The organism is Lacrimispora indolis DSM 755, assembly GCF_000526995.1.
GTDB lineage: Bacteria > Bacillota > Clostridia > Lachnospirales > Lachnospiraceae > Lacrimispora > Lacrimispora indolis.
Map to the genome: position 1 here is coordinate 2,309,069 of NZ_AZUI01000001.1, position 12,531 is coordinate 2,321,599.

At 46.8% G+C, this 12,531-nt stretch carries 9 protein-coding genes; all 9 read left to right on the forward strand.

Annotated features, from left to right (window positions below):
- The 9 genes from K401_RS0111130 (at nt 1) to K401_RS0111175 (ending at nt 12,505) form a co-directional block, all read left to right on the forward strand.
- Nucleotides 1-1,587 (forward strand): sulfatase family protein, encoded by a 1,587-nt coding sequence (locus tag K401_RS0111130; protein ID WP_024293016.1) that lies wholly within the window; start codon nt 1-3, stop codon nt 1,585-1,587.
- 215 nt (nt 1,588-1,802) lie between these two features.
- Entirely contained in the window at nt 1,803-2,759 is a 957-nt protein-coding gene (locus K401_RS0111135) for a carbohydrate ABC transporter permease (RefSeq protein ID WP_024293017.1), read from the forward strand.
- Nucleotides 2,760-2,776: 17 nt separating this feature from the next.
- On the forward strand, nt 2,777-3,619 hold the full coding sequence (locus K401_RS0111140) for a carbohydrate ABC transporter permease (protein ID WP_029695507.1): 843 nt from the start codon (nt 2,777-2,779) through the stop codon (nt 3,617-3,619).
- A gap of 67 nt (nt 3,620-3,686) precedes the next feature.
- Nucleotides 3,687-5,192: an ABC transporter substrate-binding protein gene (locus K401_RS0111145; protein ID WP_024293019.1), complete on the forward strand. Its 1,506-nt coding sequence runs from the start codon at nt 3,687-3,689 to the stop codon at nt 5,190-5,192.
- 120 nt (nt 5,193-5,312) lie between these two features.
- Nucleotides 5,313-6,530, forward strand: coding sequence for an ROK family transcriptional regulator (locus K401_RS0111150; protein ID WP_024293020.1), 1,218 nt, complete (start codon nt 5,313-5,315; stop codon nt 6,528-6,530).
- Nucleotides 6,531-6,534: 4 nt separating this feature from the next.
- Entirely contained in the window at nt 6,535-7,542 is a 1,008-nt protein-coding gene (locus K401_RS0111155) for a Gfo/Idh/MocA family protein (RefSeq protein ID WP_024293021.1), read from the forward strand.
- Between the two features lie 176 nt (nt 7,543-7,718).
- The gene (locus K401_RS0111160) at nt 7,719-9,719 is read left to right on the forward strand and encodes a methyl-accepting chemotaxis protein (protein ID WP_024293022.1); all 2,001 of its coding nucleotides are present in this window, start codon (nt 7,719-7,721) and stop codon (nt 9,717-9,719) included.
- 192 nt (nt 9,720-9,911) lie between these two features.
- A complete protein-coding gene (locus tag K401_RS0111170; RefSeq protein ID WP_024293023.1) occupies nt 9,912-11,732 on the forward strand; it encodes a cache domain-containing sensor histidine kinase in 1,821 nt (606 codons plus the stop codon).
- 20 nt (nt 11,733-11,752) lie between these two features.
- Entirely contained in the window at nt 11,753-12,505 is a 753-nt protein-coding gene (locus tag K401_RS0111175) for a response regulator transcription factor (protein WP_024293024.1), read from the forward strand.
- Nucleotides 12,506-12,531: the final 26 nt, after the last annotated feature.

Here is a 12,531-nt window from a genome sequence, read left to right on the forward strand (position 1 = left end):
ATGGAAAAAAGGCCGCATATCATTATATTTAATCCCGATGAGATGCGCTATGACGGGATGGGGCATATGGGAAATCCTGCAGCGGTGACTCCGTTTCTGGATCGGTTTGCAAAAGAGGAGGCAGTGTCTTTCCGTTATGCCTTCTGCCAGAATCCGGTGTGCGTGCCCAGCCGATGCAGCTTTTTTACAGGGCTGTATCCTCATGTCCACGGACACCGGACGATGAGTTATTTACTCCATCCGGGGGAAGAGAATCTGTTTTCCGAATTAAAGGAAGCCGGATATCATATCTGGATGAACGCGAGAAATGATTTGTTTGCAGGCCAGGTCCCGGGCTGGGCGGAGTCAAATGCAGATGAAATTTTTTACGGCGGAGATATTCCGGCGCCCCCTGGCCCGGAGTGTGACAAAAAAGGGGAGAAAGATAAGTACTCCCATTTTGAGGGGCGTTTAAAGCTGGCTGAGGATGGCAGAAATTATAATGGGGACGATGAAGGGGTGGACGCGGCAATCCGGCATTTAAACGCATATGGCGGAGAAAAGCCTGTCTGCATGTTTTTGGGCCTTAATTTTCCCCATACGCCGTATCAGGTGGAAGAACCTTATTATTCGGCAGTTGACCGGAGTAAGCTGCCGGAAAGGATCCGGCCGGAGGATTGTACCGGCAAATCCAGAATGGCAGATTTAATCCGTGGGTACCAGCGGATGGATGAATATACGGAAGAGGACTGGCAGGAGCTTAGAGCGGTATATCTGGGAATGTGCATGAAGGTTGACGCACAATTTCACCGATTATGTGACGGGCTGAAAGAAAAAGGAATTTATGACGACTGTCTGATCTTCTTTTTCAGTGATCACGGAGATTTTGAGGGAGATTACGGACTGACGGAAAAGGCGCAGAGCTGCTTTGAAGATTGCCTGACCAGGGTCCCTCTTCTGGTAAAGCCCCCAAAAGGCGGGGTGGACCCCGGTGTCACGGAGTCAATGGCCGAACTGATTGATTTCTATGGGACTGCCATGGACTATGCTGGGGTGAAGCCGGAACGTACACAGTTTGGCAGGAGCTTACGGCCGGTCCTGGAAAACCGCGGCGTGAAAAACCGGGAGTATGTCTTTTGTGAAGGAGGAAGGCTGCCGGGGGAATTCCATTGTGACGAATATCATGCCTCCGGCCCGGAAGGTCCGCCCCGGGATTTTGTATACTGGCCCAAAATGATGGCGCAGACAGATGATGACGCCCATGCCAAGGGAACCATGATCCGGAGTGAGAAGTACAAATACATCAGCAGGATCACAGGGGAGGATGAGTTCTATGATCTGGAAGCAGATCCGGGAGAAACCTCCAATCAGATACATAACCCGGACTACTCCCCGCAAATTTCCAGGCTCCGGCTTGAACTGATGCGGTGGTATCAGCGGACCTGCGATGTGGTGCCTCACAAGCCGGATGACCGGTTTACCCATGAAATGCTCTGGGCAAAGGTGAAGAATATCTGTCCCAAAGACCACGAAAAGGATGTAAAAGAAAAAATAAGAGGCGGCATCAAACAGGGACTTCTGTTTCAGTATGTGCGCGGCCTTAAGTAGACCTCATACTATACCATGATTGGAGTGACCAATCAGCTGGAAGAAATCCTGCAGAATCATCATGAGTAATGATTCTGCAGGATTTTTCACGTTAAGGATTTGTGAAAAAAGCACAAAAAAAAGAAATATATTGACAATAATTATACACATAGATATAATATTAATTAAATTAAAAAATTAAATACAACTATAAATTTGGGGAAAAGAGGTGCCTTATGGAAAAGAATGCGGGGGGAAGGGAAGTGTCTGCGGTCAGGAAAAGAAATAAGCGGAAAGAAGCAATTATTCTGAATGGATGGTGCTGGCTGTTTATGTCCCTGTCATTGATTTTTTATATCCTGTTCCAGGGATATCCCATTATCTGCAGCATACAGTATTCATTTCTCGACTGGTCAGGATTGACCCATAACGCGGTGTTTATCGGCCTTCAGAATTATGTGGAACTGATCCATGACAAACTGTTCTGGAATGCATTTTTTAACAGTTTCAAGTATACGGCCATGATCGTGCCGCTGGAGCTGGCAGTTTCCCTGTTTCTCGCTTACATGCTGAACAACGAACGGTTAAGGGGGCGTACGGTTTACCGGACCATGTATTTTATTCCTGTGGTCACCACTGCTTCCGTTGTTGGAATTATTATGATATTCCTGCTAGGCGTCCAGGGGCCTGTGAACCATCTGCTGGTGGCATTACATATAAGCAGGACACCGGTCAATTTCCTGGGAAATGCGAAGTTCGCAATGCCGGCACTGGTGGTCATCTCGCTTTGGAAGGACTGCGGAACATACATGATATACTGGCTGGCCGGTCTGCAGGGAGTCCCGAAAGATGTGTATGAGGCTGCAACCGTGGATGGCGCGGGCAGAGGGCAGGTTTTTTTCCATATTGTCCTTCCAATGATCGCACCGGTGGGAGGCGTGATAGCAATCCTCTGTGCCATCAATTCCCTGAAGGTATTTGATATGATAAAGACGATGACAGAGGGAGGACCGTTTTATGCAACGGATGTAATAGCAACCTACGTTTACCGTATGGCTTTTTCCAGCGAAGTGGGAATGCCCAGGCTGGGATATTCCAGCGCGGCGGCCCTGCTCTTCGGCGGGGCGGTCATTGCCATCGGTACGGTGTCTAATGTGATCAAAGACCGGCTGAACCAAAGACGGATGCAGTGAATCGGGAGGTGGTAAAGATGAGCAGAGAGAGAAGGATCCGCAATGGAAAGACGTTGCTTACACATGTAATATTACTGGTGATTGGGCTGGCCTGGATTTATCCGTTTTTATGGATGATTTCAGCCTCCTTTAAAAGTCAGAAGGAATTCTTTGACAACAGGCTGGGACTGATTCCCAAGGAGCCCACCTTTGACAACGTGCTGAGGATCTGGGAGAAAGCCAATTTCGAAACTTATTTTTTCAATACGGTGACTGTTACGGTCTTTGTGGTATTGCTGGTGCTGGTCATGACCATGCTTTCCGGATATGCCCTGGGAAGATATGATTTTATCGGGAAAAAGGTGATCATGGCCGTATTTTTAAGCAGCATTGCCATTCCCATAGTCAGTACCATTATACCTACCTATGAAGTTGTCAAAAGCCTGAATCTGGTAGGCACAAGGCTGGGGCTGATTCTGGCACAGGCAGGCGGCGCCCACGTTATTTTTCTGCTTCTGTTCTCCAGCTTTTTCAAACAGGTTCCGGGGGAGCTGGAAGATGCCGCAAGGGCGGATGGATGTAATTTTTTTGAAACGTTCTTCCACATTATGATGCCCCTGTCCCGTCCGATTGCAACGACGGTCGTCATCATGGAGACCATATGGACCTGGAACGCATTTATGCTTCCTCTGGTACTGACCTTAAACAATCCTGCTTCCCGTACATTGGCGGTGGGACTGTATGCCTTCCGGGGAGAAAATACGGTGGACTGGACCGGCATTGCTGCGGGAGGAACCATTGCGGTCATACCGATTATTGTATTATTTATTTTTTTACAGCGTTATTTTGTAGAAGGAATTGCCGGAGCGGTAAAAAGTTAGGCGGCGGTAAAAAGGGAAAAGGCAGCAGCATTCCCTGAAAATATAATAAATAAAGGAGGAGTGGTTTATGAAATTAAAAAAGGCAGGGGCCCTTTCGCTGGCCCTGGTCATGACAGCACATGTTTTGACCGGATGTGCAATGCCAAAAACGGGAGGAGGGGGGACAACCGCGGCGTCAAAGGAAGAGACAGCTGCACAGGCGGAGGAAGCCGGAGAGAAAGCGGGGAAAGAACAGATCACCATAAGAGTTGTGGACTGGAGTGACAGCTCTTTAAAGCGAAGGGAAGAATTTAACAAAAAGTACATGGAGGAACATCCTGACATTCAGATCGAATATACGATGCTGACCGTAGACCAGTTTAAAAATACGATTGTGACAATGATAAAATCAGGGGATGGGCCGGATCTGTTTCCTATTCCGGCAGGCATGACCTTAAGCACGGCCTTAAAGGAAGAATGGTATCAGCCCATGGACGATTACATAACCCAGGAATTCAAGGACAGTGTCGACCCTGCTGCAGTCAAGGAAGGCATTACCATAAAGGGGGACCAGTGGTATACCATTTCAGAAATCATGCCGGTTGTAAACTGTCTGTTTTTCTACAATAAAGATGTGCTGAAAAATGCCGGGGTGAATAAAGTTCCGGAGACCTATGGGGAATTTATTGAGGCATGCAAAAAGATAACGGAAACCGGCGGCGGCCAGGTCTATGGGCTGGTCGAAGGCGGAAAGCAGCTGAACCGGCTGGATACGCTGGTCCGTTCCTTCGCAGCGGTTGGAGGCGGTAAGATCGCTCCATATTCCAAGGTGCTTACGGTTGACGGAAAGGCGCCCTATGACAGCGAGGCAGTGATCTCCGCCATGGCCCTGCTGGAACAGCTGGTGGCGGATGGAAGCGTTCATCCGGATACCGTAAATATCAGTGCGCCGGAAGCGAGGGAATTGTTCGCACAGGGGCAGGCGGGCTTTATCTGCCAGGGAATGTGGTGCATCCCGCCCTGGGAACAGGCGTATCCGGATTTGAATTACGGTGTTATGGCGGTTCCCGTGCCTGACGGCGGAGCAAAAGGCGGAGTTCAGCAGGTTGAGCTGGCTCCATGGATGGGAATTTATAAGCAGTCAAAACATCCAAAGGAAGCGGCTGAATATCTGATGGCATTGTTCAGTGAGGGAGGCGGTTATCAGTCCGGCTGTGTTTCAGACGGCAATTACGTTTCCGTCATTCCCAGCGTGAACGAAAAGCATATGTCTAACGAAGTGATGAAGGAGTATTACGAAGTCGCTTCCGCCCAGGCCAAAGACGTGCCGGAAGCCACCGCGCGGGATGAGAAGGTCTATGATTTCTATACGGAGGTAAAGGATGTGCAGCCCAGTCTGGGCGCAATCACCCAGGGTGTTCTGGCTCAGAGCATCACGGATTATACCGCCGAATTGAAACAGCTGTCTGAAAGATCCACCGCTGAGTGGAAGAGAGCTTCCCAGGCAATCGGCCTTGACTTTGGCGTATTTGATTTCCCCAACTGGGATCCGTTAAAAGATTACACGGAAGCGGATTATAAAGAACTGAAGTAAAACAGAAGAAAATACAGGAAAAAGGCAGAGGGTGCAGAGAAAACGGCATCCTCTGCTGGTAATATGCGGACTTTTCCGCTATAATAGAAGATACATAAAAGCAGAGTGGAGGAGAGAATCGTGGCTGTCCGTGGAAATAATCTTCCTAGAGTTAAAAAACAAAATGAAACGCTTATAAAGGAAATCATCTATAAATATGGCCCCATATCCAGAAGCAGGATCGCGGAAATGCTGTCTCTGACTCCGCCGACCATAACCACCAATGTTGCATCCCTCATTGAACAGGGGCTGATTCACGAATTTTCTGCGGAAGATTCCGAATGTGAGGAAAGACCCCTGGGCCGCCGCCCGGTGAAGATCGATTTTATTCAAACCTCCAGATATGCCATTGGGGTAGAGACAAACCCCTATCATACGGCCATCTGCATGCTGGATCTGCGGGGAAATGAAATCTGCAGCGCCCGCTATGAGCCGCGCAAAGCCGGCTATGAGACAGAGCTGGATTTGCTGGCGAAGAGGATTCATAAGCTCATCCATGAAAGCGGAGTGGACACTGACCGCATTTTGGGAATCGGGATCGGACTGCCGGGTTTCGTGGAATACCATGCAGGCGTTTTGAGGGAGAGCTTTAACATAGAATGGAACAACAAAAATATTGTGCGTGACTTATCCAAAAGAATGGAAATCCCTGTTCTGATCGAAAACAATGCCAGGGTACGGGTGATCGGGGAGGAACTGCTGAGCAAGACCCTGCGGCCGGAAAGCTTTGCCTATTATCTGATTTCTTATGGAATTGCGTGCCCCATGTTTGTAAAAAGCCGTATGATCACCGGTTCCAATTCCATGGCAGGCGAGGCAGGGCATATGGTAGTGAATATGAACGGGCCCAAATGCGATACCTGCGGGCATTACGGGTGTCTGGAAGAGGTGGCAAGTGAGAGGGCCATAATAAAGCGGTGCAAGGCAGATATAAAAGCGGGCACAGCCTCCATGCTGGCGGAGCTTTGCCCGGATATTGACCTCCTGACCATGAAAGAGGTCCTGACCGCCCAGGAATGCTTTGATGAGTATGTGATTAAGGTAATGGAGGAGGCAATTGTATATCTTGGAATCGCGCTGGCCAATATCATCAATCTCATCAGTCCTCCCCTTGTCATCATTGACGGCTATATTATGAAGCTTAACAGGAACAGGCGCCAGCTTCTGGAAGAAACGAGAAAACACATTTTTGCACTGAATGAGCAGGAAATTGACTTTGAATTTATTGATTTTGATCCGTTTATAGGCGCAAGGGGCGGTGCCGCTTTAGCAATCAAGGAATTGTTTATTAAGGGGTGACAAAATGAAGACATGGAGAATCGGGGTAATCGGCTGCGGCAGAATCTCTTCTGTTTATACTGCGGCATTTAAAAATATGGAAGAGATAGAAGTCTGCTTTGCGGTGGATAAAGAATTGGAGCGGGCAAAGAACTTTGCCGGAAGATTTCCGGGATGCGGTTTTTCGGACAGGCTGGAGGACTTACTGGAGCAGGAGCTGGATGCGGTCCATGTTCTGACGCCCCATTACCTGCATAAGGAACATGCAATTGCCTGCTTAAATGCAGGCTTTCACGTGCTTACGGAAAAACCCATTGCCATCCATTTAGGGGATGCGGACCTTATGACAGAGGCAGCAAAAAGGAATCATAAGCAGCTGGGGGTCATATTCCAGAACCGGTATATTGAAGGGATACGGGAAGTAAAACGCCTGATAGAGGCGGGGGAATTCGGCAGACTGACCGGCGCCTTTTCCACGTTGAACTGGTGGCGGCCGCCGTCCTATTACGATTGCGACTGGAAAGGAAGCTGGGAAAGAGAAGGCGGCGGCGTTGTTATTGATCAGGCCATTCACAGCCTGGATCTGGTCCGTTATCTCATGGGATGCGAGCCCGTAAAGGTGAATGCAAGCATCGACCGCCGGGTTCTGACAAATATTGAGGTGGAAGATGTGGCGGATGCAGCCATTGTCTTTGAAAATGGCGCCGTATATTCTTTTTTTGCATGCAATTATTACACAAGCAACAGTGCCATCCGTGTGGAGATCAGCGGTGAAAACGGTACCGCACTGCTGACCCAGAATGAAGTCCTCATTAAGCTGAAGGGGAGACCGGAAAGGACTGTGTATCCGGCGGCCGGACCGGATGTTCAGGGCGAGGCTTACTGGGGAAATTATCATGAAGTCCAGCTTCGTGATTTTTACCGGTGTCTGGAAGAGGGAAGAAAGGTCCCCACGGATCCGGAAGACGCAAAGAAAACCTTGAAGCTGGTTTTGGATATTTACCGCTCTGGAAAAGAAAAGAATGCATTGTGACTTTTAGCGTACTTGTTTTTTTGTTAATTTTTTGTGCATCTGTAAAAGTTTGAACAAGTTATTGTAAAATATTGGTAAAATGCATATAGTTATCTAAATATTGGCCGATATACACATTGAGCCTCCGTAAAGTCTGACAACGGAGGCGTAAACTGGATATCGGAGGATAACGAAATATGAAAGGGAAACACAAGGGAATAAAAAAGGAATTGGTGACATTCACAATGGCGTGTATCATTTCCATTGTATTCGTGCTGTCCGCAGGCTCCATTTATCTGACTTATGATACGACACAAAAGTCCCTGGCAAAAAGCTTAAAGGAAACTTCAGAGCTGGTTTCTGAGAAAATAACCCAGCAGCTAAAGGAGTATTCCATCATATCCGAGGCAATTGCCCTGTATATGAAAGGAAATGTGCAAAAAGGGGGCAACATCAATATATTCCTGCGAATCGCATGTTCCCAGTATGGTCTTAAAAATATCGATATCATTTCGTCTGACGGGTTGTCTGCTGTCAACGGAAAGTCCTATGAACAGGACATTGCATACTTGCAGGCAAAAAACGGAACCCCTTTTTTGTCAGACCCTGTGATCCATAAAGAGTCCGTGTCCTTTGAATATGCGTATCCCTATGACGACCTGATCATTATGCTGGAATTTCCTTATTCTGTTTTTGAAACAATTATCGCGGATACAAAGCTTGGGGATACGGGAAGCACCTATATCCTGAACCGGGAAGGCACGAAAGTGGCTCACGAGGACTTTTCTCTGGTGCTGGCGCAGCAAAATGATATGGAGGCAGCAAAAACAGATCAGGCTGTATATGGAGAGATCGCAAAGCTGGAAACTGCAATGGTAAAGGGAGAAACCGGCTTTGATTTCTATGATTGGAACGGGGAAAGTAAGTTTGGCTCCTATACTCCTGTGAAAGATACCAATGGCTGGTCGGTAAATGTGACGGCCTCGGAATCGGAATTCATGTCCGGGGTCAAAGCCTCCATGCTAAGCTCCGTTATTTTGGGGCTTGTCTCTATGATCATCGCGGTTTTCATCATGCTTCGGATCACCAACCGGATCACAAAACCCATCGGGCAGGTGGTGGATTCTATTGATAAGTTATCTGCCGGTGATCTGGGCATAGAGCTTCACATGGAGCGTCGGGATGAAATCGGGGGAATCGGGGAAAAGGTCAATGAAATGGCGGGAAAATACAGGGATATCATCAGCGATATTTCCCGGTTTCTCCAGGAGGTTTCCTGCGGAAACTTAGTGGTCCAAAGCGATTGCCAATATCCTGGTGAATTTGACGGCATTCGCAGTTCCATGGAAATGATCGCTTCCCGCTTAAATGATACCATACTAAACATCAGTGCCTCCGCCCAGGAAGTGGATTACGGTGCCGGACAGGTTTCCAGCGTTTCCCAGGCTCTTGCCTCAGGAGCAGCCTTGCAGGCAGAAACCGTGGAAGAATTGAATATTTCCATTGCAAATGTTTCAGAAAAGGCTGTAAAAAATACGGAGCATGTGAAAAGGGCTTCGGATTATGTAAATCAGTCCGGGGCAAGGGTCAATGATGGTAACCGGCATATGGAAAGTTTGAATGAGGCCATGAATGAGGTAAGCATGTTTTCTGAAAAGATATCCGGGATCACAAAGATGATCGAAGATATTGCGTTTCAGACCAATATTCTGGCTTTAAACGCTGCCGTGGAGGCTGCCCGTGCAGGGGATGCAGGCAGGGGATTTGCGGTTGTGGCCGGAGAGGTGAGGAACTTGTCGGCGAAATCTGCGGAGGCGGCAAAACAGACGGCTCAGCTGATCGGGCATACGGTAAAGGCGGTTTCAGAGGGAAAGAAGCAGACTGATGAGACGGCAGAGATCCTTATGGAGGTATCTGAAAAATCACTCCTTTTGGAGCAGGTGATCGAGGAAATTCAATCGGCCTCCCTGGATCAGGCGCAGGCCATGGAACAGATCAGAGAAGGATTGTCCCAGGTATCGGCTGTGGTTCAAGCCAATGCCGCAACAGCCCAGGAAAGCTCCTCCTCCAGTGAAGAACTGGCTGCCCAGGCCAGGATCTTAAATCAGGAGGTTTCAAAATTCAAATTGATTGAAGAATATGCTCCTCCAGAAGATAATGATAATGAGGAACAGCCGGAGGATCCGGAAGAATGTTAAAACGGCCTATCCCGACACGGGATGGGTTTTTTTGATTCATGGAAAAATTTCATCCTGTGAATCAAAAAACTTCCGCCAGAGTGCTCGGCCCGGCAATCAGAATTTTAATATAAATGCTGTATTTATCAATCAGTTATGATATATTTGTAAAGAATAGCCAATCAGAAGACCAATGAAAGGTATTACATAGGTATGAAAGTCCATATGGAGCGTTTTCTTGGAAAAAAATCAAGCATACAAAGAAAGGTTGTTGTAGCATACCTTTTAATTGCAGTTCTTCCCCTTCTCATCATTACCCTGTCAGCCAGTATCCTTTACTACAGAAGCTTTTTAAAGGAAGCCTATGGCCTGGTGGAACAAAATGCGCGATTGCATGAAATCGTTGTACAGGAGAGGATGAATGCTTATGAAAATGTTTTATATGAACTCATTACTAAAAAAGAATATATTGAATTATCAAAAGACATTAATACAAAGGATGAAAATTCCCTGCTGATAGACAGTGCCCATATGGAGACGCTGCTTCGTAGCTGTGTTTACACATATGACGGGATCAGGAGCATTACGTTTCTGGCGGACAGCGGCAGATATGTGACATATTCCAAATGGTATGGAAGCATGAATGAAAATATCTGGTCAGAGCCGGAGCAGAGAAAGAAGATCCATGATGAAATTGAGAAACGCCAGAAGCTGACGTTTATAGCGACGGTGAACTTAAGCAACTCCCCTCAGAAAGATGATTTTGTCATTCTCATGGGATATCCGGTAAAGAACTTAAGGACAAAGGAACAAAGCGGTGTCCTGGTGGTAGCCTTGGAAGACAATGTTCTGTTATTTGATAACGGCAGACAGGATCAAAAAGGAAAAGGGGGCGACAGCGGTGTCACCACGGTAATTGTGGATGGCAGTGATAAGATTCTTGCAGGAATTGGACCGGCCTATGTAAATGGCAGATATGAGGATTACCTGGATAAAGAGTTTGGCGGTATGAGGGGGATTTCAGAGAACCGGAGAAAAATAGAGGGCACAGAATGGACGATTGTGAATATTATTGATGCAGCAGTCTATCAAAAGGAGATCTATCATTTTATCCGCATTGTTCTGGTGTTAATGGTGGCAATTACCTTCCTCTTTTTTGTTATATTGTTTTTTATATCAAAAAGGTATCTTGGAGCCATTCAGAAGATCGCCCAGAATATCCATGACTTTAAGGGAACAGATGCGGATCAGATCATAACGGATTTGAATGAAGAAGATGAATTGTACGTAATCGTCAGGCAGTTTAACAAGATGACTGCCCGGGTGAATTCCCTTGTAGAGACCTTGAGACAGAGAAATGAAGAGATAAAAGCCGCTGCCATCAGCCAGAAGCATGCGGAAATCAAGGCTCTGGAAGCCCAGATAAACCCTCATTTTTTATATAATATTCTGGATTCCATTAATTGGAGAGCTGTTGAACATGACGAAGAGGAAATCAGCAATATGCTTGGTACATTGGGGAGTCTTTTACGGTACAGCGTATCCAATATTGATATGATGGTGATGCTGGAGGCGGAAATCAGCTGGCTGGAAAAATATATATTTCTTCAAAGAGACCGTTTCCAGAATTCTTTTGATTGTCAATATGATATTACAAATGAGGCAATGGTGTTTCCCATCTATAAGATGCTTTTGCAGCCGATCATAGAGAATATAATCCTGCATGCCTTTGAAGAAGTGAAGGAAGGCGGCATGATTGATGTGAAAGCATTTATCCGGGAAGACGGAAAGCTGGAAATCAGAGTAAAAGATAATGGATGCGGCATGGCAGACGAGACTCTTGCGGAAATTAAAAAAGAGATATCGGAAGAAGGAGCCTTAAACGGCAGAAGCATCGGCATCAGCAATGTGGTCCACAGGCTTCGCATTTATTATCAGGATGAAGCAGATATTGTTGTGAAGAGCAAACCAGGAGAAGGAACGGAGTTTATTTTAATCATACCGGACAAACAGGAAGGAAAGCTTTACGGATAGAAAGGAAGCGAAGACGGGAAATGAAAACGGTCATTATCGTGGAAGACGAGTTTCGGATCAGGCATGGGCTCAGCAATCTGATTAATAAAGTCAACATGGGCTGCCGGGTGATAGGGGAAGCGGAAAACGGATATGAGGGGCTTAAAATGATTCAGGATATGGAATGCGATATCGTAATCACTGATATCCGCATGCCGAAAATGGACGGGCTGGAGATGATTGAAAAGGCGAGAAACATAGGTGCATCATGTACCTTTGTAATCCTGAGCGGTTATGCTGAATTTGAATATGCCAGGAGAGGAATGCGCCTTGGAGTAAAGGATTATTTGCTGAAGCCGGTTATGATATCCGATGTGAAGGAGTTATTGGTGAAATTAGGGGACAGGAAAGAAGAAAGTCCGCCCCGTAATTTTGAAACAGGGCAGTATTCCAGGGTGGTGAGGGAAATGGTCACCACAATGGAGGAGAATTATGGAATGCGCATTGGCTTAGATACTTTTTCCGAGAAGTTCCGGTTAACGCCGGAATACATCAGTAATCTTTTCGGCAGAGAAACCGGCATGACCTTCTCCAATTACATAAAAAGAATCAGGATCGAAAAGGCAAAAGAGCTTATATTGGCTACAGATATGAAAATCTATGAAATTGCATGCAGAGTCGGATACCCGGATCAAAAGTATTTTTCAAAGGTTTTCAAGGAATATACGGGAGTCTCGGCAAAGCAGTTTGCAATAGACAGCCGAAAAGAGGAACGCCGGCCGGCAGGAGAATAATTCCTGTTGCCCGGCGTTACTTTAAC

Excerpts from the sequence above, each read along its gene's own strand:
- K401_RS0111130 (WP_024293016.1), top strand. The coding sequence starts at position 1 with ATGGAAAAAAGGCCGCATATCATTATATTTAATCCCGATGAGATGCGC.
- K401_RS0111135 (WP_024293017.1), top strand. The coding sequence starts at position 1,803 with ATGGAAAAGAATGCGGGGGGAAGGGAAGTGTCTGCGGTCAGGAAAAGA.
- K401_RS0111140 (WP_029695507.1), top strand. The coding sequence starts at position 2,777 with ATGAGCAGAGAGAGAAGGATCCGCAATGGAAAGACGTTGCTTACACAT.
- K401_RS0111145 (WP_024293019.1), top strand. The coding sequence starts at position 3,687 with ATGAAATTAAAAAAGGCAGGGGCCCTTTCGCTGGCCCTGGTCATGACA.
- K401_RS0111155 (WP_024293021.1), top strand. The coding sequence starts at position 6,535 with ATGAAGACATGGAGAATCGGGGTAATCGGCTGCGGCAGAATCTCTTCT.
- K401_RS0111160 (WP_024293022.1), top strand. The coding sequence starts at position 7,719 with ATGAAAGGGAAACACAAGGGAATAAAAAAGGAATTGGTGACATTCACA.
- K401_RS0111170 (WP_024293023.1), top strand. The coding sequence starts at position 9,912 with ATGAAAGTCCATATGGAGCGTTTTCTTGGAAAAAAATCAAGCATACAA.
- K401_RS0111175 (WP_024293024.1), top strand. The coding sequence starts at position 11,753 with ATGAAAACGGTCATTATCGTGGAAGACGAGTTTCGGATCAGGCATGGG.